This window comes from Ruegeria sp. BHSB196 (genome assembly GCF_059613135.1).
On record NZ_JBXWRY010000055.1, the window covers coordinates 1 to 24,593 of the forward strand.

General features: G+C 63.4%; 23 protein-coding genes. 10 read left to right on the forward strand and 13 right to left on the reverse strand.

The features are described 5' to 3' along the window. The 6 genes from AC2FNJ_RS18420 to AC2FNJ_RS18445 all read left to right on the forward strand — a co-directional run. Positions 1-502: arsenate reductase ArsC (locus tag AC2FNJ_RS18420; RefSeq protein WP_496766324.1), on the forward strand; the 502-nt coding region annotated here is incomplete at its 5' end. Beyond that, positions 499-1,497: an ArsJ-associated glyceraldehyde-3-phosphate dehydrogenase gene (locus tag AC2FNJ_RS18425; protein WP_496766326.1), complete on the forward strand. Its 999-nt coding sequence runs from the start codon at positions 499-501 to the stop codon at positions 1,495-1,497. The genes AC2FNJ_RS18420 and AC2FNJ_RS18425, both read left to right, overlap by 4 nt. After that, the gene (arsJ, locus tag AC2FNJ_RS18430; RefSeq protein ID WP_496766328.1) at positions 1,494-2,771 is read left to right on the forward strand and encodes an organoarsenical effux MFS transporter ArsJ; all 1,278 of its coding nucleotides are present in this window, start codon (positions 1,494-1,496) and stop codon (positions 2,769-2,771) included. Before AC2FNJ_RS18425 ends, arsJ begins: the two co-directional genes overlap by 4 nt. A gap of 185 nt (positions 2,772-2,956) precedes the next feature. Further along, positions 2,957-3,145 carry a hypothetical protein gene (locus AC2FNJ_RS18435; RefSeq protein WP_496766330.1) on the forward strand — a complete coding sequence of 63 codons (189 nt, stop codon included), beginning with the start codon at positions 2,957-2,959 and terminating at the stop codon, positions 3,143-3,145. After that, positions 3,142-4,668 (forward strand): CHAD domain-containing protein, encoded by a 1,527-nt coding sequence (locus tag AC2FNJ_RS18440; protein WP_496766332.1) that lies wholly within the window; start codon positions 3,142-3,144, stop codon positions 4,666-4,668. Before AC2FNJ_RS18435 ends, AC2FNJ_RS18440 begins: the two co-directional genes overlap by 4 nt. Beyond that, positions 4,665-5,417 (forward strand): ParA family protein, encoded by a 753-nt coding sequence (locus tag AC2FNJ_RS18445; RefSeq protein ID WP_496766333.1) that lies wholly within the window; start codon positions 4,665-4,667, stop codon positions 5,415-5,417. Before AC2FNJ_RS18440 ends, AC2FNJ_RS18445 begins: the two co-directional genes overlap by 4 nt. A 95-nt stretch (positions 5,418-5,512) precedes the next feature. Here the strand turns inward: AC2FNJ_RS18445 and AC2FNJ_RS18450 are convergent, their stop codons facing one another. Next, entirely contained in the window at positions 5,513-6,223 is a 711-nt protein-coding gene (locus AC2FNJ_RS18450; protein ID WP_496766335.1) for a maleate cis-trans isomerase family protein, read from the reverse strand. After that, the gene (locus AC2FNJ_RS18455; protein ID WP_496766337.1) at positions 6,216-6,695 is read right to left on the reverse strand and encodes an SRPBCC family protein; all 480 of its coding nucleotides are present in this window, start codon (positions 6,693-6,695) and stop codon (positions 6,216-6,218) included. The genes AC2FNJ_RS18450 and AC2FNJ_RS18455 overlap by 8 nt, the downstream gene beginning before the upstream one ends. A 118-nt stretch (positions 6,696-6,813) precedes the next feature. On the opposite strand from AC2FNJ_RS18455, the gene AC2FNJ_RS18460 reads away from it, so the two are divergent. Continuing rightward, entirely contained in the window at positions 6,814-8,295 is a 1,482-nt protein-coding gene (locus AC2FNJ_RS18460) for a trimethylamine methyltransferase family protein (RefSeq protein WP_496766339.1), read from the forward strand. A 10-nt stretch (positions 8,296-8,305) separates the two neighbouring features. Next, positions 8,306-10,729: a GcvT family protein gene (locus AC2FNJ_RS18465; protein ID WP_496766341.1), complete on the forward strand. Its 2,424-nt coding sequence runs from the start codon at positions 8,306-8,308 to the stop codon at positions 10,727-10,729. On the opposite strand, the gene AC2FNJ_RS18470 is transcribed toward AC2FNJ_RS18465, so the two are convergent. The 8 genes from AC2FNJ_RS18470 to AC2FNJ_RS18505 all read right to left on the reverse strand — a co-directional run bounded on the left by AC2FNJ_RS18470 (position 10,710) and on the right by AC2FNJ_RS18505 (position 20,506). Beyond that, complete coding sequence (locus AC2FNJ_RS18470; RefSeq protein WP_496766343.1) at positions 10,710-11,849, reverse strand: ABC transporter ATP-binding protein; 1,140 nt, start codon at positions 11,847-11,849, stop codon at positions 10,710-10,712. The two genes, AC2FNJ_RS18465 and AC2FNJ_RS18470, sit on opposite strands and share 20 nt — an antisense overlap. After that, positions 11,846-12,856 carry an ABC transporter ATP-binding protein gene (locus tag AC2FNJ_RS18475; protein ID WP_496766345.1) on the reverse strand — a complete coding sequence of 337 codons (1,011 nt, stop codon included), beginning with the start codon at positions 12,854-12,856 and terminating at the stop codon, positions 11,846-11,848. The genes AC2FNJ_RS18470 and AC2FNJ_RS18475 overlap by 4 nt, the downstream gene beginning before the upstream one ends. A 1-nt stretch (position 12,857) precedes the next feature. Continuing rightward, the gene (locus AC2FNJ_RS18480; RefSeq protein WP_496766346.1) at positions 12,858-14,030 is read right to left on the reverse strand and encodes an ABC transporter permease; all 1,173 of its coding nucleotides are present in this window, start codon (positions 14,028-14,030) and stop codon (positions 12,858-12,860) included. 3 nt (positions 14,031-14,033) lie between these two features. Further along, on the reverse strand, positions 14,034-15,026 hold the full coding sequence (locus tag AC2FNJ_RS18485) for an ABC transporter permease (protein WP_496766348.1): 993 nt from the start codon (positions 15,024-15,026) through the stop codon (positions 14,034-14,036). A gap of 90 nt (positions 15,027-15,116) precedes the next feature. Beyond that, the gene (locus AC2FNJ_RS18490) at positions 15,117-17,171 is read right to left on the reverse strand and encodes an ABC transporter substrate-binding protein (protein WP_496766350.1); all 2,055 of its coding nucleotides are present in this window, start codon (positions 17,169-17,171) and stop codon (positions 15,117-15,119) included. Between the two features lie 270 nt (positions 17,172-17,441). Then, a complete protein-coding gene (gene msrQ / locus AC2FNJ_RS18495; protein ID WP_496766352.1) occupies positions 17,442-18,035 on the reverse strand; it encodes a protein-methionine-sulfoxide reductase heme-binding subunit MsrQ in 594 nt (197 codons plus the stop codon). A 4-nt stretch (positions 18,036-18,039) separates the two neighbouring features. After that, the gene (msrP, locus tag AC2FNJ_RS18500) at positions 18,040-18,942 is read right to left on the reverse strand and encodes a protein-methionine-sulfoxide reductase catalytic subunit MsrP (RefSeq protein ID WP_496766354.1); all 903 of its coding nucleotides are present in this window, start codon (positions 18,940-18,942) and stop codon (positions 18,040-18,042) included. Between the two features lie 76 nt (positions 18,943-19,018). Beyond that, entirely contained in the window at positions 19,019-20,506 is a 1,488-nt protein-coding gene (locus AC2FNJ_RS18505) for an FMN-binding glutamate synthase family protein (RefSeq protein ID WP_496766356.1), read from the reverse strand. A 113-nt stretch (positions 20,507-20,619) separates the two neighbouring features. On the opposite strand from AC2FNJ_RS18505, the gene AC2FNJ_RS18510 reads away from it, so the two are divergent. Together AC2FNJ_RS18510 and AC2FNJ_RS18515 are read left to right on the forward strand one after the other, a co-directional pair. Then, entirely contained in the window at positions 20,620-21,060 is a 441-nt protein-coding gene (locus tag AC2FNJ_RS18510; RefSeq protein WP_496766358.1) for a DUF302 domain-containing protein, read from the forward strand. Positions 21,061-21,221: 161 nt separating this feature from the next. Next, the gene (locus AC2FNJ_RS18515) at positions 21,222-21,623 is read left to right on the forward strand and encodes a hypothetical protein (protein ID WP_496766360.1); all 402 of its coding nucleotides are present in this window, start codon (positions 21,222-21,224) and stop codon (positions 21,621-21,623) included. Positions 21,624-21,625: 2 nt separating this feature from the next. Here the strand turns inward: AC2FNJ_RS18515 and AC2FNJ_RS18520 are convergent, their stop codons facing one another. The 3 genes from AC2FNJ_RS18520 to AC2FNJ_RS18530 all read right to left on the reverse strand — a co-directional run. Continuing rightward, positions 21,626-22,318, reverse strand: coding sequence for a DUF6629 family protein (locus tag AC2FNJ_RS18520; protein ID WP_496766361.1), 693 nt, complete (start codon positions 22,316-22,318; stop codon positions 21,626-21,628). Between the two features lie 282 nt (positions 22,319-22,600). Continuing rightward, on the reverse strand, positions 22,601-23,317 hold the full coding sequence (locus tag AC2FNJ_RS18525) for a winged helix-turn-helix transcriptional regulator (protein WP_496766363.1): 717 nt from the start codon (positions 23,315-23,317) through the stop codon (positions 22,601-22,603). A gap of 550 nt (positions 23,318-23,867) precedes the next feature. Then, on the reverse strand, positions 23,868-24,593 hold a 726-nt coding region (locus tag AC2FNJ_RS18530; protein ID WP_496766365.1), incomplete at its 5' end, for an AAA family ATPase.

Sequence of the window (24,593 nt, forward strand, 5' to 3'; positions counted from 1 at the left end):
GACGTACAAGGTGCTCTTCATCTGCACCGGAAATTCCGCCCGCTCGATTTTCGCTGAATCCATCCTCCGCCGGGAAGGCGGGGACAGGTTCGAAGTCTACTCGGCCGGGACAAGACCCCATTCCGAGTTGAATCCCTTCGCGCTTGAGGTTCTCCGGCAGAAAGGTCACGACATCTCGGTTCTGCGATCCAAGAATGTCAAAGAGTTTCAGGGGCCTGACGCGCCCGAGTTCGACTTTGTATTCACCGTCTGCAACCAGGCCGCGAACGAGGACTGTCCGGCCTGGGAAGGGCAACCCGTCAATGCGCATTGGGGCATGCCCGACCCGGTCAAGGTCGAGGGCACGGATGCCGAGAAAAGCCTTGCCTTCCAACAGGCTTATGGGTCGCTCTACAACCGGATCAAGGCATTTGCGGCGTTGCCGATTGCCTCGCTCGATCGCATCTCGCTGCAAAAGGCCGTCGATGACATCGGCCAAACCGAAGCCGGAGCGCCGGCATGACGGTCTATGCGCTCAATGGTTTGGGCCGTGTCGGAAAACTCGCGCTCAAACCGCTGCTCGAACGCGGAGCCGACCTCGCATGGATCAACGATGCGGTGGGCGACGCTGCAATGGCGGCACATCTGCTGGAATTCGACACCGTGCACGGGCGTTGGGACGCTGGATTCTCGCATGATGCGGAATCCGTGACCATCGACGGCACACGCCTGCCCTTCGTCGGTACGAAAGACCTTTCGGCATTGCCCTTGGACGGGGTCGATGTCGTCATCGACTGCACCGGCGTGTTCAAGACCGAAGACAAGCTTGCCCCCTATTTCGAGGCCGGCGTCAAGAAGGTGGTGGTCTCGGCCCCGGTCAAGGACGGCAACGCCGCCAATATCGTCTTTGGCGTCAACGAAGATATCTACGACCCGGCCCGGCACAGGATCGTCACCGCCGCCTCCTGCACGACGAATTGTCTTGCCCCGGTGGTCAAGGTTCTTCACGAGGCCATCGGAATCCGGCACGGGTCCATCACGACCATCCATGACGTGACCAACACCCAGACGATCGTGGACCGCCCGGCCAAGGATCTGCGCCGTGCGCGCTCGGCGCTGAATTCGCTCATCCCGACGACCACGGGAAGCGCCACGGCGATCACCCTGATCTACCCGGAACTTGCCGGCCGACTGAACGGACATGCGGTGCGTGTGCCGCTGCTGAACGCATCGATCACGGATTGCGTGTTCGAGGTCGAGAGGCCAACGACGGTCGAAGAGGTCAATGCCCTGTTCAAGGCCGCGGCCGAAGGCCCGTTGTCGGGCATCCTGGGCTATGAGGAACGCCCCCTGGTCTCGGCGGATTATACCAATGACACGCGGTCCACCATCGTGGACGCGCCATCGACGATGGTGATCAACGGAACGCAGGTCAAAGTCTATGCGTGGTATGACAACGAGATGGGCTATGCCTATCGCCTCGTCGACGTGGCCATGATGGTCGGAGGCTCCTTGTGAGCGCGCAGCCGGACCGCCCGGACGGCCTGTCCGCCTATGTCGCCGTCACGGCAGCCTATTGGGCGTTCATGCTGACCGACGGCGCCCTGCGCATGCTGGTCCTGCTGCATTTCCACACGCTGGGATTCACCCCGGTGCAATTGGCCTATCTCTTCGTGCTCTACGAGATCGCGGGCATGATCACCAACCTGTCCGCGGGCTGGATCGCGGCGCGCTTTGGCCTAACTTCGACGCTGTACATGGGGCTCGGGCTCCAGGTCGTGGCCTTGCTGGCCTTGGCTCAGCTCGATCCGGACTGGGCGATCGGACTGTCCGTCGCCTATGTCATGGTCGTGCAGGGGGCAAGCGGCGTGGCCAAGGATCTCGCCAAGATGTCCTCGAAATCCGCAGTCAAGCTGCTGGCCCCGCAAGAGGATGGCGGGCTGTTTCGCTGGGTCGCGCTGCTGACCGGGTCGAAGAACGCGGTCAAGGGTGTCGGATTTCTGTTGGGGGCCGCGTTGCTGGCGACGCTCGGCTTCGCCTGGGCGGTGATGGCCATGGCGGTGGTGCTGGCCGTCATACTCATCGCCGTTCTGATCGCCATGCCGCCGGGACTGCCCAAGGGACGCAAGGGCGCGAAATTCTCCGAGGTGTTTTCCAAATCCGCCAACGTCAACTGGCTTTCGGCAGCGAGGGTCTTTCTGTTCGGCGCGCGCGATGTCTGGTTTGTCGTGGGTATCCCGATCTATTTCTACGCCGTGCTCTCGGATGGCAGCGAAGAAGCCAACCGGGCCGCCTTTTTCATGATCGGGATATTCATGGCGGTCTGGATCATCCTCTACGGCGGCATCCAGGCGGCCGCACCGCGGCTCCTGCGCGCGGCCCAGCGGCCGGAATCCGAACTGATCGGCCAGGCGCGCGGTTGGGCCTGGATCCTGTTCGTCGTCCCGGCCCTGTTGACGGTCGCGGCGGTCATGTCGCCGGAACCGCAGCCCTGGCTGACCGTGACCTTGATCGTCGGTCTGTTGGCGTTCGGCGCAGTTTTCGCCGTGAATTCTTCGCTGCATTCCTTCCTGATCCTCGCCTTCACCGAAGCCGAGCGGGTCACGATGGATGTGGGGTTCTACTACATGGCGAATGCGGGCGGGCGGCTCCTTGGTACCGTTCTGTCGGGCCTGACCTATCAGATCGGAGGACTTCCGCTGATGCTCGGGACCGCAGCCGCGATGGTTGCCGCCTCGGCTCTGGCCGCCGGGCGGCTGAGCGCGCATCCCGCCGCCAAAACCCCGGCCTGAATGCCCGCGAACTCTGCTCGACCGGCTTGATCCGTCATTCCGGTTCGATGACAAGCCGATTGCCTTGCGCGAGCGCGGCTCGCCGCCTGGCGCATCGCGCCCCTGCGGGGCGGCCTCGCCCGCAGCAAACGGTTGATTATGTGCTGGCGTCATGACATCTTGACGTCAACGCGCAGGGAAACACGATGAAGAAGTCGAAGAAGACACCGCTCAAGCCCGACAGGGACAAGAAGAAGAACACGTCGCTGCGGCTCGACGGCAAAACGCTGAAAGCTCTGAAAATCCGCGCGATCGAGGAAGAGACGAGCGTGCAGCAGATCGTCGAGACACTGATCACGGAATATCTGGGCAACACCGGAAAGAAAGCGAGATGATGGCAGAAGAGTCGGAGTGCTACTGCCTGCCTCTGTCCGCGGCGAAAGCTTTGTCCAAGGCAGAGGTCGGCAAGTTCAAGATCGTCCATCAGAAAACAGGCGAGCCGCAGGCGTTCAACGTCCTGGACTGTTTCGATCAGTCGATCCAGCAATCCGGGCGGTTGCTGTTGGAAACCGGAAACAGGCTGACCCTTGTCGGCGCCGACGATCCCGCACCATCGCAGACCGCAGCCCGGCCCGGAAACTTCCTGACCGACCTGACGGATGGCCCGGTCAGGCAGGCGCTCGGCGGATTTCCGGAACTGCGCACGCTGCTGACCATAGGGTCCGGAAAGATGCACGTCAGCGATCACGCCGCGGTCGATGACGAAGGCAAGACCCATTGCCGCCTGCACGTCCACGTCCTGACCACCGACGATGGCGGCGCCGTGCTGGTCCAGATTCGGAGACTGCGCGGCTATGACAAGGCCGCGAAAGCTATGCGCCGTTGGATCGTCGATGCCGGCGGCGCCTTGCTGGGGAGGGATGATCTTTATGCGCGCCTGTTTCGTCACAGGCCAGGCTATACCGCAAAGCCTGAAATCCCGATCACGGCGCAAGAGGCGGCTTTCGATGCCGCAACCGATATCATCTCCGCATTCATCCCGGTCGCCCGTGCCAACGAACCGGGCATCATCGCAGACCTGGATACCGAATTCCTGCACGACTACCGGATCGCCTTTCGCAAGATCCGCTCGGTTCTGAGCCTGTTCAAGGGGGTCTATGACCCGGCATTGACCGACCGGCTCAAGGCCGAGTTTTCCGAGATCATGGCCCCAACGGGCCGGTTGCGCGACCTGGATGTCTATTTGCTGGAAAGAAACCGGTACTACGACCTGCTGCCCGAGAGCCTGCATGGCGGGCTGGAAGAGCTGTTCGACCGGTTCGCGTCCGAGCGGGTTCGGGAACAGGCGCAGCTGGCGCGCCATTTGCAAAGCAAGAGCTACAAGAAGAGAATCGAACGGCTCGAGAAACTCTTTGCCAAACCCAAAAGGCTCGACCGCGGACCGAATGCGGATCGTCCGGCACACGACTACGCCAGCGCCCTGATCTGGAAACGCTATCGCAAGGCATGCAGGATCGCGCGGGCGATCGACGCCGACACACCCGACGACGATGTGCATTCCCTGCGAATCCACTGCAAGAAGCTGCGCTATCTGATGGAGTTCTTTGCGCCGGTCTTTCCGCCCGCCGAATTCAAAAGCCTGATCAAGCCGCTCAAGCGGTTGCAGGACAACCTCGGCCTGTTCAACGACTATTCGGTGCAGCAGGTTGCGTTGCGCGACTTTCTCGACTCGCTCGGCAAGAAACCCGACGCCCGCAACCTCGAAGTGGCGCAGAGCGTCGGCGCGTTGATTGCGGTGCTGCACCGTCGCCAGTTGGAGGAACGGGCCAGGGTTGTCGAGAGCTTCGCCAAGTTCGACAGCGCCGAGACGCAAGGGACGTTCCGTCACCTCTTCAAGGAGGGAGAAACCAAGTCATGAAGATCATCGCCTGCTATTCGAACAAGGGCGGCGTCGGCAAAACCGCAGCGGCGGTCAATCTGGCCTATGCCTTCGCCGCCGCCGGATGCCGGACCCTGCTGTGTGATCTCGACCCTCAAGGCGCGTCCAGCTTCTACTTCCGCGTCAAACCGTCGAAGAAGCTGACCGAGGCGCGGTTTTTCGAGGATGTGGAAAAATTCACCAAAGCCATTCGCGGCAGCGACTATGACAATCTCGACATCCTTCCTTCGAACTTGAGCTTTCGCGACTTCGACATCTTCCTGTCGCGCATGCGCAACAGCCGGTCGCGGCTGAAAAAGGCGCTCAAGGCGGTCAAGCACGATTACGATGTCATCGTGCTGGATTGCCCGCCCAACATCTCGGCGCTTTCCGAGAACGTCTTCCGGTCGGCGGACGCGGTATTCGTGCCGGTGATCCCGACCACGCTTTCACAGCGCACGTTCGAACAACTGATCCGTTTCTTCAAGGATCACGATCTTTCCGCAAAAAAGCTGAATGCCTTCTTCTCCATGGTCCAGCGCGTGAAATCCCTCCATGGCGAAACCATCGAACAGATGTCCAAGGCGCACAAGAAGCGCTTCATGAAAACCCAGATCCCCTTTGCCACGGATGTGGAGCGCATGGGACTGCACCGCGCCCCGGTTCTCGCCACCGCGCCGCGCAGCGCCGCAAGCGCGGCCTACCAGGCGCTGTTCGAGGAAACACGGCAGCGCCTTGGCGGTCCATGACCGAGGTCGTATCCGACTGACTCGCGCGAAAGTTCCGGGTTCGCAAAGGTCGAGGCCCATGCCCCGCCCGCGCTGTCGGAGGACGAGGCCCGGCGTTACAGGCCCCGACCGCTCAAAAGGCTACCGAAACCTGTCACCGGCCCCAGGTTCCCGGCGGCCTGCAACGCCTGCCAATAGACCGCCGCATTGCAGGCGATGATGGGCTTCTGCAATTCGGCTTCCAACTCCGCGATCATGCCCACGACCGGCAGCGCCGTGCCGACCTGAAGGATCGCGTCACCCTCCGCAGCCGCCACGTCGCGGAACACGGACCGAATGTCGTCCAGCGGCGTTTCGCAGATCGCCGGCAGCGACGGCGCACAGGTACCCTTGATGGCCACCACCTCGAATCCCGCCGCCTCGGTGTTTTCCCGGACGTTGCGGTCGATCTCCGGTGCGAACGGCGTGACAACCGCCACGCGGCGGGCGCCGATCTCGCGCAGCGCCGCGTGATTGGCCGCCGATGCGTTCACCACCGGCACCCCAACCGCGTCCTCGACTTCGGCGCAGCGATGCGCAAGCATTTTGACTCCGCCCGGACCCGCATCGGTCGTCAGCCCGACGGCGATGACGGCAGGATGACAATCCATCAGCTTTTGCGCTTCGTCCAGCAGATCGTCCGAGACCGCGTCGCCCCCCAGCCGGAACCGCTGCATCTGGTTGGTCACGCCGTCGGGGCGCAGCAACTCGAGTTCGGGCTGCACGACGGTGTTCATGGCAGGCGTCATCACGCCGATGATGGCGCGGGGGGCAAGCGTGTCAGCCATTCTGCATCTCCTTCAGCGTGTCATTCAGCCCGCCCATGCCACCGACATAGATCTGATCGCCGACGATCCGGTCCATTTCCACCTCCAGGTCCGCATCGCAGTCGAATTGGCTTTCCCAGATGCCGAGCGTCTGGCCGGTCTGCGTGATCGGAATGAAGCGATGGGTGGAGACATAGTTCCGGACCGGCAACGGGCTTTCCAGGATGTCGTAGGTGTAGAACCGCTCGCGATCCGACAGGGCCAGCAACGTTTCCCGAAACACCGTCCCGTCGGCGATGTCCAGATGTCGGATGCTGCCGGGTTCGGTGGCCGAGCCGCTTTCCATCCGCGCCGCCGAAACGCCGGGGTTCCACCGCGCGACGCCATCGAAGGATCGAACCAGCGGCCAGACCTGTTCGATGGGCGCATCCAGTATCATGCTGCGGAACACGTGCATCCAGAACCTCTTTTTGCGGCAAGCGATCTGGGCCATGCTATCGCCGCATCGCGGTTCGTCCAGTTTCAAAGGCGACACCAAAACTGTCGCATTTGGGGTAGCGCGGAACCTTTGATCGCGCGTCCTCTTGGCCGGTCAGCACGGGATTTCCGACATGGCGCGACGCGCACGCAAACTGCCCGCCGAAAAAGCCCCGGCAACCGTCGCGCCGCCGATGGGGGGCGGATTCAGGCCGCTGAGCCCGGATCGTCTTGACGCGATCGTCGCGGCGGCCCTGTCCATTCTCGATCGCACCGGCATGGCGGAATGCCCGGCCGAAATCGCCGCCGCCGCCGTCGAGCAAGGGGCCAGGATGCGCGACGACGGGCGGCTTTGCTTTCCGCGCGCCATGGTCGAAAGGGCGATCCGCCGGGCGGTGGGCCGGGTCAACCTGCCCGGCTTTCAGGACGGATACGGCCTGACCGTCGGCGGCGGCCGCGTCCATATCGGAACCGGGGGCGCCGCCGTCGAGGTGCCCGACGACGCCGGCGGCTTTCGCCCGGCCGGGCTGGGCGATCTCGCACGGATGATGACGCTGGTGGGACGGTGCGAAAACATCCACTACGGCGTGCGCCCCCTGGTGGCGCGGGACATGGGCACGCCGATGTTGCTGGATATGAACACGGCCTTTGCCTGCCTCAAGTCCTGTCCAAAACCCATCGGCGTGAGTTTCGACACTGCCGATCATGTCGCGCCCGCGACCCGCATGTTCGACCTGGCGTTGGGCGGAGCCGGCGGATTCCGGCGGCACCCGTTCTGCTTCGGTGTGATCGTGCACGCGGTTTCACCCCTGCGCTACGCGCCCGAAGGGGTCGCGATCATGCGCGCGGCCATCGCCGCCGGCATGCCGCTGCAGATCTGCACCGCCGCGCAGGCAGGCGCGACCAGCCCGGTGACGCTGGCCGGCGCTCTGGCCCAGGGGCTGGCCGAGGCGCTGGCCGGGCTGATGATCGTTGACGTTCTGAGCCCCGGGTTCCCCACGATCCTGGCCTTCATGCCCTTCATCAGCGATCTGCGCACCGGGGCGATGACCGGCGGCAGCGGAGAAGCGGCGGTGGCCAATGCCGCCGCCGCGCAATTGCTGCTGCATCTGGGCCTGCCCTCGACCGTGTCCGCCGGCATGACCGACGCCAAGGTTCCCGATGCGCAGGCGGGATACGAAAAGGGCTATACAGTGGCGCTTGCGGCGCAGGCGGGCGCGGACATGATCAATCTCAGCGTCGGCATGCTGGCGTCGCTGATGGTGGCCTCGCCGCAGGCCCTGGTCATCGACAACGACATGTGCGGCGCGATCCTGCGTTCGGTGCGCGGGGTGGACATGGCCGAGGACGCCATCGACCTGGACCTGATCGAAGCCGTCGCCACCGGGCCGGGGCACTATCTGGGCGAGGCGCAGACGCTGGCCAGGATGAAAAGCGAATATGTCTATCCGGCGCTGGCCAACCGCCAGAGCGCGCAGGACTGGCTGAGTTCCGGCGCGCCCGACATCCGCGACCGTGCCGACCGGCTGGTGGCCAGCATGACCGCCGAACCGCCCGATCATCTGCCGCCGGACCGCGAGGCCGCGATCCGCGCCGCGTTCGACATCAGACTGTGAGGAGCCCGTCATGAGAACCCATGCGCAAGTCGTCGTGATCGGCGGAGGGGCGGTCGGATGCTCGATCCTCTACCATCTGGCCCGCGCCGGCATCAGCGACACGATCCTGTTGGAACGAGACGAGTTGACCAGCGGTTCGACCTGGCACGCCGCGGGCAACATTCCGACCTATGCGACCTCGTGGCTGGGGATGCGGGCCGGAAACTACGCCTGGTCGCTCTACAGGGATCTGGAGCGCGTGGTGGACAGCCCGATCACCTATCGCCACACCGGCGCGTTCTGGCCTGCGCATACCCCCGAGCGCATGGAGCTTTTCGGGCATATCGAAGGGATCGCCCGCAGCGCCGGGTTCGACCTGCACCGGGTCAGCCCGTCGGAGATGGACGCCATGCATCCCTTCTGGTCGCCCGATGACACGGTCCTGGGCGGGATCATGGACCCCTACGAGGGCGATATCGACCCCAGCCAGCTGACCCAGGCCCTCGCCAAGGGCGCGCGCGATCTCGGGGCCGAAATCCGCCGGTTCACGCCAGTCACCGCGATCCGGCGGCGGCCGGGCGGGGAATGGCGCGTAACGACCCCGCAGGGCGACATCACCGCCGAAATCGTGATCAACGCGGGCGGGTTCTACGGCCGCAAGATCTCGGAAATGGCGGGGGTCCATGCCCCCGTCGTCACGCTCGAACACCAGTATCTGGTCACCGAACCCCTGCCCGAACTTGAAAGGCACCCCGAGCTGTTTCCGCTGGTCCGCGATCCGGACATTCGGTTCTACCTTCGGCGCGAACGCAACGCCTTCCTGCTTGGATCCTATGCCCATGCGGGCCGCCCGGCCTGGCCCGAAACCGGCCCGCCCGACGATTTCGCGCATCAGCTGTTTCCGGACAGCGTCGAGGACATTCTGGACGTGCTCGAGGACACGATGGTGCATGTGCCCCTTCTGGGCAAGGCCGGGGCGCAGCGGTTCGTCAATGGCCCCATCGCCTATGCGCCGGATGCGCTGCCGCTGGTCGGGCCGGCGGCCGGGGCGCCCGATTTCTACCTTGCGACCGGCGTGCAGATCGGCATCACCCATTCCGCGGCCATCGGCAAGGCGATGGCGGAATGGATCACCCAGGGCGAAACCGAATGGGATCTGTCCGCCTGGGATCCGCGCCGGTTCGGCAACTGGGCCACGCCCGATTACGCCCATGCCCGCGCGTCCGAGCATTACGACCTGCAATACGCCATCCCCTACCCGCACCGGAACATGCAGTCGGGCCGCCCGGTGCAGCGCACGCCGCTTTACGACACGCTTTGCGCCAACGGTGCGGTGATGGGCCAGATCGCAGGATGGGAGCGCGCCTTCTGGTTCCAAACCGAAACGGCGCGGGAAACCGGGCACCTGAGTTTCCATGAAGAACCCTGGCATGCGGCCGTGCAGGGCGAATGCGAAACCGTGCGCGACGCCGCCGGGCTGATGGATCACGGCGGGTTCACCAAATATACGGTGGAAGGGCCCGAAGCCGAAGCTTTTCTGAACCGGGTCTTCTACGGCGCGATGCCCCGACCCGGGGGCGTCAAGCTGTCCTACATGCTGACCCCGACGGGCCGCATCTGGTCCGAGGCCACGATCGCGCGCCTGTCCGAGGATCGGTTCCTGCTGTGCGGGCCGACGCTGGCCGATCTGCGCGATCATGACTGGCTGCAAAGCCACCTGCCCCGGTCCGGTGTCTCCCTGTCACGCGGGTACGAGCATGATGGCGCGCTGATGCTGATGGGGCCGAAATCCCGCGATATTCTTGCCCCGCTGACGGACACGGACCTGACAGGCGTTGCCTCGCGCTGGCTGTCGGTTGCCCGGCTGCGCATCGCCGGCATCGACGTGACGGCGATGCGCGTGTCCTACGTGGGCGAACCGGGGTGGGAACTGCACGTCGCCAGCGAAAACCTGGTGGCCCTGCACGACGCCATCACGGACCAGGGCCGCCGGCACGGCATCGGCCGGTTCGGCTCATACGCCCTCAACGCCATGCGGATCGAAAAGGGGTATCACGCCTGGGGTGCGGATTTCGGCACCGAATACACGCTGTTCGACGCGGGGTTGCAGGGGTTCGCCAATCTCAGGAAAGCGGATTTCATCGGCCGCGATGCGGTGCTGGCGCAGGCGCAGCGGTCGGCCGAATGGGAATGGGTGGGTCTGGAGGTCACGCAGCCTTGCCCGGACCCGTTGGCCTCCGAACCGATCATGATCGACGGAGCACCCGTCGGATACGTCACGTCGGCAAGCCGCGGGTTTCGAACCGGCAAGACGCTTGCGCTGGGTTTCGTCCGTCGCGGAACGTTGAACCTGGGAGACGCCTGCACCGTCAGCATCCTGGGGGAGCCATACGCAGCCAAACGGCACGACCCGCAGCAATATGTTTCCAAACCGTTCACCGAGGCGGTGGCGTGACCTGACGGGAAAAGTCGAACTCTTCGGCAAAGTGGCAGGCCACGAAATGATCCGGTGCGATCTCCCGCCACTCGGGCTGCTCGGCGCTGCATCGCGCTCTGGCGAACGGACAGCGGGTGTGGAACCGGCACCCCGGCGGCGCGGCCAGCGGATTCGGGATCTCGCCTTCCAACCGGATCGGATCGAACGCCGCATCGGGATCGGCAACGGGAACCGCGCTGAGCAACGCGTGGGTATAGGGGTGTCTGGGGGAGAAGAACAGTTTCTCGGTCGGGGCGTATTCGACGAACTTGCCCACATACAACACCGCGACCCGATGCGAGATTTGCGCCACAACGCTCAGATCATGCGCGATGAACAGGAATGAGACGCCCATCTCGTCCTGTATATCCTTGAGCAAATTGACGATCTCTGCCTGGATCGAGACATCCAGCGCCGAAACGCTTTCGTCGCAGACCACGAATTTCGGTTTCGACACCAGCGCCCGCGCGATGCAGATGCGCTGCCTCTGCCCGCCCGAAAAGGCATGCGGAAACCGCCGCAAATGCTCAAGGTTCAGCTTGCAGCGCGCCGCGATCTCGCGCACGCGCGCATCGATCTTGTCGCGGTCCTTCATCTTGCCCGAGGCCACCAGCGGTTCGGCAATGATGTCGCGCACCGTCATGCGCGGGTTGAGCGACGAATAGGGATCCTGAAACACGAGGCTCATTTCCGGCCGGAACGCACGCAGCACGTCGCCCACGAGGCTGTGCACCTTGACGCCACCCCCGCCCTCGCTGAAGGCCATGTTCATCTTGGTGCGCATCTTGCGCAGCTCGGCCTCCGAGGCGTGGGCGATGTCGATATCGCCCTTTTTCTTGCGGTGGAAGATCACCTCGCCCTCGGTCGGATCGATGGCCCGCAATATGGCGCGTCCGACGGTGGTCTTGCCGGATCCGGATTCACCGACCAGCCCCACCGTCTCGCCGCGCTTGATGGTGAAGCTCACGTCATCCACGGCCCGCAGCATCCGGACCTCGGTGCGAAACAGCTTCTTGGTCTTGATCGGAAAATGCACCGAAAGGTTTCGGACCTCGATCAGCGTGTCGTCCTTCGGCGTCCTTGCGGTATCCAGGCTCATGCCGCGCTCCGGTTCTTGTCGTTGTGCAGCCAGCAGCGCACGGCGCGGCCGGGCAAGGGCGATGTCTCCACAGGCTCCTGGGCGTCGCAGGTGCCTGCGATGGCCTGCGTACAGCGTGTGTGGAACGGGCAGCCGGCAGGTCGCGCCGTCGGGCTGGGAATGTCTCCCGGCACGGGCCTCAGCCGGTCGTGCAGGTGATCCAGGCTCGGGATCGCGTCCAGCAACCCTTGCGTATAGGGATGCTGCGGATTGCGGATCACGTCGCGGGCCGGCCCGCGCTCGACAATCGTGCCCAGATACATGACCGCCACTTCGTCGGCGATCTGCGCGATCACGCCCAGATCGTGGGTGATGAAGATCATGCCCATGCCCAGTTCGCGCTGAAGATCGCGCATGAGATCGAGCACCTGCGCCTGAATGGTCACGTCCAGCGCGGTCGTGGGCTCGTCCGCGATTAGCAGCGCGGGACCGGCCGACAGCGTCAGCGCGATCATCGCGCGCTGGCGCATGCCGCCCGACAGCTCATGCGGGTATTGATCCACCCGCGCAGCCGCGTTCGAGATGCCGACCTTGTCGAGCATCTCGACCGCGAAATCCCGGGCCTCCCGCCTTTTCATCCCGCGATGCAGCATGATGGCTTCCATCATCTGGTTGCCGATCGTGTAAACCGGCGAGAAGCTGGCCATCGGCTCTTGAAAGATCATGCCGATCTCGCCGCCACGGATGCGGCGCAACTCCTTGCTGCCGTGCCTGAGACGGCCCAGGGCAATCTCCCTGCCGTTCTTGTCGACATAGGTCATCCGGGTAGCGTTGCCGAGCGAGGCCGTACCCGGCAACAATTGCATCAGCGCCTTGGTCGAGATCGACTTGCCCGACCCGGATTCGCCCACCAGGCCCAGCGTCTTGCCGGCATCGACGGAAAAGTTCACGCCCTGCACCGGAGTTATGACGCCTTCGTCGGTCCGGAACGAAATCGACAGGTTTTCGACATTCAGCATTCTGGGCATCTCAGCGCGCCTCCGAATAGGGATCGGCCGCGTCGCGCAATCCGTCCCCGATGACGGTGAAGGCCAGCACCGCTACCACCACGAAGGCGGCGGGAATGAACAGCCACGGCGTCTGCTCGATGGCCCGAACCGATTGCGCCTGCTGCAACAGCACGCCCCAGGACACCGAGGGCGGCCGTAGTCCGAGGCCGACGAAGGACAGCGCCGTTTCCGACAGGATCATGTAGGGGAAGGAAATCACCAGATCGACGATGATGAAACTGGTGAAACTGGGCAGCATGTGCTGGCCGATGATCCGTCCGGGCCGGGCTCCCGCGAGACGGGCGGCGACCACGTAATCCTCGTTGCGGATCGACAAGAGCTGCGACCGGATGCGCCGCGCCAGTGTCGGCCAGCCGAACAGACCCAGGATCAGCGTCATGGCGAAATAGACCTGGGTGGTTGACCATTCCTTGGGCATGGCGGCCGCCAGACCCATGTAGAGCGGGATGATCGGAACGACCCGGATGACCTCGGTCACACGCTGGATCACGTTGTCGATCATGCCGCTGAAATAGCCGGCGACTCCGCCGATGACGAGTGCCAGAACGAACGAGATCAGAACCCCCAGTACGCCGATCGACAGCGAGGTGCGGGTGGCATAGATCGTCCGGCTGAACACGTCACGGCCCAGATCGTCGGTGCCCCAGAAATGAATCATCTGGCCGGCCTCCGGGTCCAGACCCACAAGGTGCCGGTCGATGGGGATGAAGCCCAGCAGCTTGACCTCTTCGCCCTTGACGAAGAACTTGAGATAGTGCCGCACCTCGGGATCGGGCACCGAGATGGCGCGCAACGTCACCGGGTCGCGCTCGGTCTTGGTGCCGTGAATGAACGGAACGGCCGAGCACCCTTTTTCGTCGCAGAACCGCGGAATCTGCGGGGCGCCTTCGATATAGGCGTTGTCGCGGGTTACCGGACCATAGGGCGCGACGAATTCGGCAAAGATGCCGGCCAGCGCCATCAGGCCCAGCAGCGCGGCAGCCACCATCGCGGCGCGATGTCGGCGGAAGCGCCACCAGATCAGGGTCCATTGCGACGCGGAATAGTACTTGAGCTGGCGCTGACGTTCCTTCTCGGCGGCCCTTGCCTCGGCCGGGGACAGCCCGTCGTATTGGTTGCTGGCATCGGTCATCGGTCAGGCCCCCAGTTTGATGCGCGGATCGAGCCACGCCAGCAGCAGGTCGGAGATGAAGTTCATGAACACGATGGCAAAGGTCAAAAGCAGCAGAATCGCCCCCGCCACGTTCATGTCGAGATCGAGATAGGCCTTGAGCAGCAACTCCCCCAGCTCCGTAAGCCCCAGGACGACCGCCACGATCGGCAACTCGGAAAAGATGCGGTTGACATCGAAACCGATGGTGGAAACCACCGGGTTGATCGCCAGCCGGGCGGGATACTTGATCAGCAGCTTGGTTTCCGGCACGCCCCTGGCGCGTGCGGCCGTGACGCTCAGCTTGTTCAACTCGTCCGACATGGTCGCCCGCACGGTCTGGATCTGATAGGCCACCGCCGACCAGGCCAGCACAACCGCGGGCAGCCACAGGTGCTTGATCAGATCCCACACCTTGGCCATCGACCAGGGCGCATCCCGGTACTGGGCGGAAAACAAGCCGCCGATATCGGCCCCGAACCAGCGGTTGGCGAAATAGAGCATCACCAGCGCAAGCAGAAAGTTGGGCAGCGCCAGACCAAGGTACGAAAACACGGTCAGGCCGTAATCCACCGCCGACCCCCGGTGAACGGCGGCGTAGATGCCCACCGGGATCGACACGATGTAGGTCAGCAGCAGCGTCGCGAACAGGATACCCGCGGTCAGCCATACCTTGTCGCCGATCACCTTGACCACCGAGGTTTCAAAGGCGAAAGCCTGGCCGAAGTCGCCGCGCAGGACGATGCCGCCGATCCAGTCGAAATATCTCCAGATCAATGGCTTGTCCAAACCGAGATCGCGACGGATCGCTTCGATGTCGGCCTCGGTGACATTGACTCCGGTACCCGAGTACTTGCGAAAGGCATAGCGGTCGGCATAGTCGCCGGGCGGCAGCTCCATGATGAGAAAGACCATCACCGACACAAGCAGCATCGTGATGACCATGCCGACGAAACGTTCAAGCGTGAATCTCAGCAAGATCGTGTCCCCCAGGATTCGGCCCCAACGGGCCTGTGCCGGGGCGCGGATACGCTGCGCCCCGGCACGTTCCTCAGGCCATTGGCCCGGTTACTGTTCCAGCCACCACTGGGTCGGGCGGTAGGGGTAGGTCCAGTAGAAGTCGTAGGTCTTCGACTTGATCGGTTTCACGTTCTGCAGGTCGTTGCGATAGAGGAACGGCGCGACGATGTCACCGACGGTGCCGATCTTGAGCATGTTGTCGGTGTGGATCTGCACGATCTCGGCGCCGATCTTGTTGCTTTCGTCGGATCCCATTTCGACCTGGATGAACTTTTCGCCCAGATCCCAGAGCCTCTTGATGTCTTCCGGCGGTTCGGTCCCCTCGGAGCCGCCGCTGGTCTTCCACGCGGCCCAGCCAAAACCGGTGCCCGGGTTGAAGTAGTCGCCAAAGGGCGGCACGAAGGCGGTGACATCCTGGCTGATCGTCGGGCCGGCATTGCCGTCATACTTCCAGACCGTCAGATCAAGGTCGTTGTTGTTGCCCGCGGCGCGGTACTCATCCGACGTGACCTCCTTGAGATCGACACGTACACCCACGGCCGACCAGTAATCGCGGACCAGTTCCTGCATCTTCACCGGCGCGCCTTGCGAGGAATAGACCAGACGCACCACCAGCGGCTTGCCGTCCGGACGCTCCAGCGTGCCGTCGCCGTCGCTGTCCTCGAGGCCCATTTCCGCCAGCAGCGCCTTTGCGGCTTCGGGATCATAGTCGATGTCGCGGTTCAGAACCTCTTCCGACACGAAGGACACGGTCTTGGGTTCGGCAGGCACACCCTGCATCGGCTTGCCCTGCCCCAGATAGACGATCTCGTTGATCTCGTCGCGGTTCATCGCCAGCGACATGGCCCGGTTGAAACGGATGTCGCTGAAGATCTCGGCCAGAACCGGATCCTGGTGGGTGCGGTTGAAGGAATAGAAGACGTTTTCGCCAAAGGTCGGTGCGAACTCGATGGTGTATCCGCCCTTGCTCTCGTTCTCCTTGAGCAGCGGGAAGTCTTCCAGGAACACCGCCTGCTGTTTCCAGACGACCTCGCCGTTCATGATCTTGAGGTTCTGGACTTCCTTGTCGCCCACATAAGTCTCGACGATCTCGTTGATATAGGGCAGCTGATTGCCGGCGGTATCGACCTGGTGGAAATACGGGTTGGCCACCATTCTGCGGCCTTCCGAGGTCTCCTCGACCACGATGTGGCTTTCCAGCGTCGGCACGACCGCGCGGCCGATCTTTTCCGCCTTGGCCGGATCTTTCAGCAGCGGGCTCGGCACGTCCTTCCAGTCCGATCCGCCATAGTAGAAATCGACGGCTGCGGCCGCGGTTTCGAAACCGTGACCCTTGGCCAGTTCCTCGGCCTCTTCGTTGTATTTGGGCATGAACTGGCCCAGGAAGTGCTTGGGCTGGAACGGCTGGCCGTAGTCCACGGCGAACCGGTTCAGGATGCCGGGGGTGGGGACCGGGAACGTGAACTTCACTGTGACCGGGTCAACAGCCTCGACCTGCGCCTGTTGCCCGGCGAACAGCCAGCGGTCCGGCGTCTTTTCGTAGACATCCGGGTTGTAGATGATGTCGTTCATCCAGAACGCCACGTCTTCGGCGGTGAAAGGTGCGCCGTCGGACCACCTGTGACCCTCGCGCAGCGTGATGGTCAGTTCGGTATAGTCGTCGTTCCACGACCAGCCCTTGGCCACGTTCGGCACGACCGTCTGCAGGTCATCCGCATAGCGCACGAAGTTCACGTGCCGGATCGACAGAAGATCCGACGTGCCGGATTCCGTACCCTTGGACAGCCCGGTGATCGCGCCGCCATACCGGCCGATGCTCTCATAGGGCATCACCACCAGAGGTTCCGCCGGAAGACGCTCGGCGACCGGGGGCAGTTCGGCGTTGCCCAGGATCTGCGCGTTCAGATCGGCGATGGCCGGGTTTTCCTTGAAGGCAAGCGTGCACGATGCCGCCTCCTGCAATTCGGCCAGTTCCAGTTGCTGCGGGAACGCGGGCGCCAGGCCCATCGGATCGGCGACGGTCGCGGCCGGGCAATCCGCCAGGGCGGGCACCGCCAAGGCGGTCAGCGCGGTGAAGGACAGGAAAGATGTGCGGAGTTTCATTGGAACCTCGTTGGACTGAGACAACGAGTCGCCTAATTTCGGAAGTTAACAATTGGATGACGAACGCGGAAACTTCATCGAAAAATTCCGCCGCAACGCGGCAGCCTGCCAAGGCGCGTCACGCCCGCGAGATGCGCAAACCCTTTTGTTTCATCGGGTTGCAGGAGAAGGTGGAATATGGTCGGCGCCGCCACAACCGATGCGGGAACTCGTCCGCACTGCCGGTCGCAAGCCTCCCAAAGCCTGCATCGCCGGCACAAAACCGTGGTTTCAGGCCATCGCCCGGCGCGTGCCCGGCAGGCGCAGCAGCAGCAAGGCCACGACGATGCCCAGGTAGATCAGCGGCTCGATCTGGAACCCCTTGGCCAGCATGACATAGTGCAAGGCCCCCAGCAGCGCGGCCGGGTAAACCAGGCGGTGCAGCAGCCGCCAGGCCGGCCCCAGCCGGCGCACCGAGCGGTTGTTGGACGTCACCGCCAGCGGCACCAGCAGCGCAAACGCGGCCATGCCGACCGTGATGTAGGGCCGCTTGAGTATATCGGCCCAGATCTCGGAGGGGATCTGCACATCCAGCACCAGCCAGACGAGCAGGTGACAGCATACATAGAAAAAGGCCAAAAGGCCGATGGCGCGGCGGAACCGGATTAGGTTCAGCCCGATATGCCGACGCAGCGGGGTGATCGCGAGGCTCAGGATCAGCAACTGCAACGCCGTCTCGCCCAGTTCATGTTCGAGCGCCTCGATCGGCTCGACCCCCAGCCCGCCGGTGGCCCCGAGATAGAACAACCACGGAACCGGCAGGATGCCTCCCAGATATATCAGCCACACCGGGATGCGGCGCAGGGCCGTGTTCAGCCGATCCATCACGTCAGTAATACTTCTTCAGATCCATGCCCTCGTAAAGGCCCGCAACCTCGTCCTCATAGCCGTTGAACATGAGGGTCGGAACGCGCTTGCTGAACAACCCGCCGCCGATGCGGCGTTCCGTGGCCTGGCTCCAGCGCGGGTGATCCACGTTCGGATTGACGTTGCTGTAGAACCCGTATTCATGCGGAATCGCCATGTTCCAGCTTGTCGGCGGCTCGGTCTCGGTCAGGGTGATCCGCACGATCGACTTGATCGACTTGAAACCGTATTTCCAGGGCACGACCAGCCGCAGCGGCGCGCCGTTCTGGTTGGGCATCGGTTTGCCGTAGATGCCGGTTGCCACCAGGGTGAGCGGGTGCATCGCCTCGTCCAGCCGCAGCCCTTCGCGATAGGGCCAGTCCAGCACGCGATACCGGGTTCCCGGCATCTCCTCGGGACGCAGGAGCGTTTCGAAGGCCACGTATTTCGCGCCTTCCCGGACCCCGGCCATGTTCAGCAGATCGGCCAGTTCGAACCCGTTCCAGGGCACCACCATCGACCAGGCTTCGACGCAACGAAAGCGATAGATCCGCTCCTCGACCGTCATCTCGGACATGATGTCCTTGAAATCGTACTCTCCCGGACGTTCCACCAGCCCGTCGATCTTGACGGACCACGGCTCGGTGGTCATGGCGCCCGCATATTTGGCCGGGTCGTCCTTGCGGGTGCCGAACTCGTAGAAGTTGTTGTAGCTGGTGATCTCTTCCCACGTGTTGGGTTCAAGCGTCTCTGCCGAGGCCATCGGCGCCACGGCTGCCGCCAGGCCCAGACCGGCCGTACCGGCAATGAATTTCCGGCGATTGAGAAACAGCGCCTCGGGGGTCACGTCGGCGTGGCTCAGGTCATTCTGCCAGCGGTGGGCCATGTATGTCTCCGATCCAAATACTCCGGCTCCGATCTAGCCGGGAACCGAGCCGGGGCCAAACCAACTCGACTCACATTCATGCGACGGGATTGTAACTTGGAAAGATCTCGTTCATCGGCACCGATTGTCCGTCCGCCTGCATGATCCGGACATGACGGCGGCGCATCTGGCGCGGTTCGGACACCCCGACCGAATGCGCGATGATCTCGACCTCGTGGACGATCTCGCGCGCGTAGCGGGCGACGCGCTTGTACTTCTCTTCCACGACCAGCCCTTTCTGGAACCGCGGGTTATGGGTGGTGACGCCGGTCGGACAGGTGTTGCGGTTGCATTTCATCGCCTGGATGCAGCCCAGCGAGAACAGGAAGCCGCGGGCGGAATTGATGAAATCCGCGCCGGCCGCCAGCGCCCAGGCCACATCGCCCGGATTGATGAGCTTGCCGCTGGCGATCAGGCGGATCCTGTCCTTCAACCCGTATTCGTCGCGCAGGTTGGCCACCAGCGGCAGGGCCTCGCGCACCGACATGCCGACGAGATCGATCAACGGCATGGGCGCGGCGCCGGTCCCGCCTTCGCCGCCGTCGATGGTGATGAAGTCGGGGGCATGGTCCGGTCCGCGGGCCTGGATGGCCTGAAACATTTCCCGCGTGACGTCCTCGGACCCGACCACGGTCTTGATGCCGACGGGTTTGCCGGTCAGGTCGCGCACGCGCCGGATCATGTCCAGCAGGTCGTCGAAGCTGTCCACCTCGCGGTGCCGGTTGGGCGAGATGCTGTCCTGACCGGGCTTGATGCCGCGGATGGCGGCGATCTCCGGCGTGACCTTGGCGCCCGGCAGGATGCCGCCCTTGCCCGGCTTTGCCCCCTGCGCCAGCTTGATCTCGATCATGCGGACGCAATCATGCGCAGAGATCTCCAACAACTTGTTTTCGTTCAGATTTCCGTGCTCGTCCCGCACACCGTACTTTGCCGTTCCGATCTGAAACACGATGTCGCAACCGCCTTCGAGGTGATAGGGACTCAGCCCGCCCTCGCCGGTGTTCAGCCAGATGCCCGCCTCCTTGGCGCCGCGGCTCAGGGCCTGGACGGCGGGTCTGGACAGGGCGCCGAAACTCATGCCCGAAATGTTGAAGAAGGATGGCGCGAGGTAGGGCTGGCGCGCGTTCGGGCCGATCAGCAAGGGTTGGGTCTCGGCCGCAAGATCGTCGAGCGTGGGAAACGGCGCGTTGATGAAGATCGGCGTGCCGGGTATCCCGAGATTGCGGGTCGAACCGAAGGCGACGGTGTTGCCCTGACCTTCGGCTGCATGCCCGACCCAGTCGCGCTGGGCCCGGTTGAAGGGCAGCTCCTCGCGGTCCATGGCAAAGAAATATTGCCGAAAAAACTCTCCCAAGTCACTGAAAATGCTTCTGAATCTCCCGATGACCGGGTAATTCCTGCGGATCGCGTCCTTGGTCTGCAGGCGATCCATGAAGAACAGGACGATCACGGCCAGGACAAACAGGCCGATCACGGTGACAAACACAAAGGTCATCGCCTCGATTGCATTCACCGCAAAACCCATGCGAAAACTCCGATATGTTGATATGGGACAAGGAACGCCCCGAAAACTTCATCCAGACTGAAGGCCGGAATGGCATCTGGCAAGCCATGGCGGATCACAAAGGGAGAAGGGAAGTGAAAAAGCTGATAGCGACTGCGGGCCTCATGTTGATGGCGACGGCGGCCCAGCCACAGGATATGGTGAGCTACACGAGTTCGGACAGTTTCGACGACGTGAGTTTCGCCGTCGAAAGCGCGATCGTGGGCCAGGGGCTGGTCATCGATCACGTGAGCTATGTCGGCGACATGCTGGAACGTACCCGGGCGGATGTGGGATCGGACAAGCCCTTGTTTGCAAAGGCGAATGTCTATACCTTCTGCTCGGCCACCGTCTCGCGCCGGGTGATGGAGGCGGACCCGATGAACATCGCGTTCTGCCCCTATGGGATCTTCGTGGCCGAGATGGCGGACAGGCCGGGCGAGGTGATCGTGGGGTATCAGCAGTATCCCGATGGCCCGATGCAGGAGGTTCAGACGCTGCTGGACGGCATCGTGCGCGAGGCGATCGGGGACTAGCCGCAGGGCGGGTTTCTTCCGGTTCGTACCGGGATCGGGACGGTGATCGTCCGTTTTGTACACCTCCGCGCGCCCGGTTCCGCGCCCGCGTCGCGGGCCGCCGGGTGATCCGGATGGGTCGGCGGCGCGTATAACGGACAGCTGCCAGAGAGGAGGACACGATGCCGTTCCGCAACTCCATCGCAACCGCCGCCGCGCTGACCGCGGGTCTGACGGCCGCGCCCGCGCTGGCGGGCAACGAGAGCCGGTCGAAAGCCTATCCTCTGTCCAACGGGCTGATCGAGGTGATCGCGGATTTCTCGGAGAACTCGATCTACTGGTGCGGTGCCGGTGACTATGCCCTCACGCAGATGTCCAAGCCGGTCACGCAGCGGCTCTATGTCTGGAAGGGTCCGGCGCCCAGCACCGCGGTGGCGGGCGAACGCGCGGTGACGTTCGGGTTCACCCGGCCGCCCGAGGCCGGCGAGGTCAACAGCCTGACCAACGATGTCAACATCATCGGCAATTCGCTGTCGGTCGGCCAGGCGAAGAAGACCTGCGACGAGCGCACCACCAGCGGCTGATCTCAGCCCGTCCGGGTCCGGTCGGGCACTTGCGTCGCCGCGCCGCGGATCGACCGGAGGGCGATCAGGACATAGGCCGAGACCAGCGCGGCCAGGAAGCACCACACCGAAGTGAAGGCGTAGGATGCGAACACAAAGCCGATCACCACGGAGACCGCGATCAGGTAGCCGAAGATGCGGATCTGCCGGTGGCTGGAGGTCACGAGGGGCACGATGATCACGGCGGCATAGACGAGACGCACCGCGCGCTTGGCGGCGTCGGTGGCGAAATATTCGGTGTTCTCGTACTGGATCGAATGATGCACCCGGCGCAGGTCGAGCAGGTCGGGATCGAACAGGACCGGCAGATACAGGACCGCGCCCAGGATCAGACCGGCGACCGCCAGCCCGGAAAACACCCGCATTCGGAATCGGTGATCTTCGACCAGCGCGGCCGAGGCCGGCACCCAGACCGGCCAGAACCAGTAGGCGAAGAACAGGAACACCAGCTCGGGCGGCAGCGCGAACGGCCCTGCCCCGCTGTCCAGCGCCAGCCACACAACGCCCTCGGACAGCTGCTGGACGCCGAAGAAGACGGGCAGGCAGGCAAAGCCGAGAAAGCGCGGGTCCGACCTGTGCGCGGTCCGCACCGCAGCCGGGCCGCAGGCGATCAGGACCGCCCCGGCGGCAAAGCTGGCCTCGGCTGAGAAACACATGATCCGGCTACCCTTTCCTGCCCTCGCCCGGCCAGCCTAGTCAAAGCGCGCGGCGCGCGCCACCGTGTCGGTTTTGCCGGGTTGCAGGGGCGGGTGCGGGACGTGTCGGGCGGCTTCGGCCATTTTGGTCCCATCATGAAAAGGCCTGGTAACAGTTTTGAGGAGAGCAGGACTTAACGGGGATCGATATTGATGACGGCAACTGAAACGAAGGGCCGGGTCAAAGTACGCGCGGGACCAACTGTCGCTTTGAGCCCAAAGCAGACGACCGAAGTAGGGTCGTTACTCTGCCGCCGCCAATTGCAGTGTTCCTTCAACAGAAGCCAGGATCGACTTTGGCATCCATAGCTCGATCGTTCGTTCCAACACCTTGTCGCCTGAAATGAACACCCGCCCTTCGGAGACCTCGCGCGAAAAGCTGGATCTGCCGTAGAGTACGGCACCAAAAGACAACTTGGTCGTCTCGATATACAGATCTACGTCGAAGGATGGCACATCGACACAAGCCTCGACGATCCTGATTCGCGGCTCATAGACAAGCCAGTGCACCGGAAATGGCCCCTCTTCGTCTGTGAAGTTCATGCGTACCACGACTCGCCGTTGGGGAAGCTCATCGACGACGATGGCACCGCGCAAACGCCACATGAGCAGTGAAAGGTCATAGCTGCATACAGCCAGTTCCGCCTCGATATGTCGCTGAGCCCACTCGGCGAGAGCATCCAAAATCGGATTGAGTGCTTTCGCTTTGTCGGTGGGCAGGTAATCGACGGCTCCCTTGGCTTTGTCTTCGACCCTCTCAACCAGACCGATCCGCTCCATCTCGGATAGTCGCTTGGACAAAATGGCTGGAGATATGTTGCCAAGCACGCGCTTGATATCGCTGAACTTGGTGTAACCGCCATAAACCATTTCGGTCAAAATCGGGATCGTCCAGCGAGGCGTCAGAATTTCGCAGGCCTTCGAGACGGGACAGATTAATCCATAAGATTTACTGGGCATTGTCGCAGTCCTCTCTCACCTTCAGCCTACATTCTGCGTCGAGTTCCGATCCAGTTCAGAAATTGTACCACGGCTTCAATCGTACTGAACTGGCCTGGCGCGGCTAGGGGTGCCATGCTTTTCCTAGTAAAACTGGAGGGCGTAGGCTGATGACCGGCTTCCCAATTTCATCCGCATCGACCCGCAGTTTTCTGTTCTGGGCAAGCAACTTTTGGCGAAGCTTCCACGCCCGTCGCGCCGAACGCGCGGAACACCGGAAACAGAATGAAGCGCTGCGCGAACTAAATGCCGCACAATTGCGAGACGTCGGCTTCGTAAGGGGTGAGAATACAGACATGCGGAATTGCAGCAGTACTGCAGAACATCCCCGTGATCGCGCGACTATAATCGAAATGACATTTTGAGGTTGGAGCCAATACACCGCGTACCGTGTGAAGAAAGACCATTTCGCCCCACAAAACAGCCCCTGATCCCGTCGCGCAACCGAACCCCCGCCAAAAATCAAAGGCCCGCCGTCGCCGGCGGGCCTTTTTCTGCGGGGGCGGGGCGGTCAGTGCACGACCGCGTCGTCCGGTCTGGGCCGGTCCGAGGTGCCCAGGCGGTCGCCGATGATCAGGCCGTCGGACCCGGCGGTGACGGGAACGGTCTCGCCGTCCTTGATCTCGCCGGCCAGCAGCGCCTCGGCCAGCGGGTTCTGCAGGGCGCGCTGGATCACCCGCTTGAGCGGGCGGGCGCCGAACACCGGGTCGTAGCCTTCGTTGGCCAGCCATTCGCGGGCGCTGTCGTCGAGCGCCAGATCGATCTTGCGGGCGGCCAGGCGCTTTTGCAGGCGGGCCAGCTGGATGTCGACGATGCCGTCCATGTCGTCCCGCTTGAGCCGGTCGAAGATGATCGTCTCGTCCAGGCGGTTCAGGAACTCGGGGCGGAAATGCGCCCGCACCGCATCCATCACGTCGCGCCGCGCCTGGCTGCTGTCGGCGTTCTCGGGCAGCTGGCTGAGCGCCTGCGAGCCGAGGTTCGAGGTCAGCACGATGAGCGTCTGCTTGAAGTCCACCGTGTGGCCCTGCCCGTCGGTCAGCATCCCGTCGTCGAGCACCTGCAGCAGCACGTTGAACACGTCCGGATGCGCCTTTTCGACCTCGTCGAACAGCACCACCTGATAGGGGCGGCGGCGCACGGCCTCGGTCAGCACCCCGCCCTCGTCATAGCCGACATAGCCCGGCGGCGCGCCGATCAGGCGGGCGACCGAGTGCTTCTCCATGAACTCGGACATGTC

Bases quoted from the DNA above. Each gene is read 5' to 3' on its own strand.
- AC2FNJ_RS18425 (WP_496766326.1), top strand. From the start codon at position 499: ATGACGGTCTATGCGCTCAATGGTTTGGGCCGTGTCGGAAAACTCGCG.
- AC2FNJ_RS18435 (WP_496766330.1), top strand. From the start codon at position 2,957: ATGAAGAAGTCGAAGAAGACACCGCTCAAGCCCGACAGGGACAAGAAG.
- AC2FNJ_RS18440 (WP_496766332.1), top strand. From the start codon at position 3,142: ATGATGGCAGAAGAGTCGGAGTGCTACTGCCTGCCTCTGTCCGCGGCG.
- AC2FNJ_RS18445 (WP_496766333.1), top strand. From the start codon at position 4,665: ATGAAGATCATCGCCTGCTATTCGAACAAGGGCGGCGTCGGCAAAACC.
- AC2FNJ_RS18450 (WP_496766335.1), bottom strand. From the start codon at position 6,223: ATGGCTGACACGCTTGCCCCCCGCGCCATCATCGGCGTGATGACGCCT.
- AC2FNJ_RS18455 (WP_496766337.1), bottom strand. From the start codon at position 6,695: ATGGCCCAGATCGCTTGCCGCAAAAAGAGGTTCTGGATGCACGTGTTC.
- AC2FNJ_RS18460 (WP_496766339.1), top strand. From the start codon at position 6,814: ATGGCGCGACGCGCACGCAAACTGCCCGCCGAAAAAGCCCCGGCAACC.
- AC2FNJ_RS18465 (WP_496766341.1), top strand. From the start codon at position 8,306: ATGAGAACCCATGCGCAAGTCGTCGTGATCGGCGGAGGGGCGGTCGGA.
- AC2FNJ_RS18470 (WP_496766343.1), bottom strand. From the start codon at position 11,849: ATGAGCCTGGATACCGCAAGGACGCCGAAGGACGACACGCTGATCGAG.
- AC2FNJ_RS18475 (WP_496766345.1), bottom strand. From the start codon at position 12,856: ATGCCCAGAATGCTGAATGTCGAAAACCTGTCGATTTCGTTCCGGACC.
- AC2FNJ_RS18480 (WP_496766346.1), bottom strand. From the start codon at position 14,030: ATGACCGATGCCAGCAACCAATACGACGGGCTGTCCCCGGCCGAGGCA.
- AC2FNJ_RS18490 (WP_496766350.1), bottom strand. From the start codon at position 17,171: ATGAAACTCCGCACATCTTTCCTGTCCTTCACCGCGCTGACCGCCTTG.
- msrQ (WP_496766352.1), bottom strand. From the start codon at position 18,035: ATGGATCGGCTGAACACGGCCCTGCGCCGCATCCCGGTGTGGCTGATA.
- msrP (WP_496766354.1), bottom strand. From the start codon at position 18,942: ATGGCCCACCGCTGGCAGAATGACCTGAGCCACGCCGACGTGACCCCC.
- AC2FNJ_RS18505 (WP_496766356.1), bottom strand. From the start codon at position 20,506: ATGGGTTTTGCGGTGAATGCAATCGAGGCGATGACCTTTGTGTTTGTC.
- AC2FNJ_RS18515 (WP_496766360.1), top strand. From the start codon at position 21,222: ATGCCGTTCCGCAACTCCATCGCAACCGCCGCCGCGCTGACCGCGGGT.
- AC2FNJ_RS18520 (WP_496766361.1), bottom strand. From the start codon at position 22,318: ATGTGTTTCTCAGCCGAGGCCAGCTTTGCCGCCGGGGCGGTCCTGATC.
- AC2FNJ_RS18525 (WP_496766363.1), bottom strand. From the start codon at position 23,317: ATGCCCAGTAAATCTTATGGATTAATCTGTCCCGTCTCGAAGGCCTGC.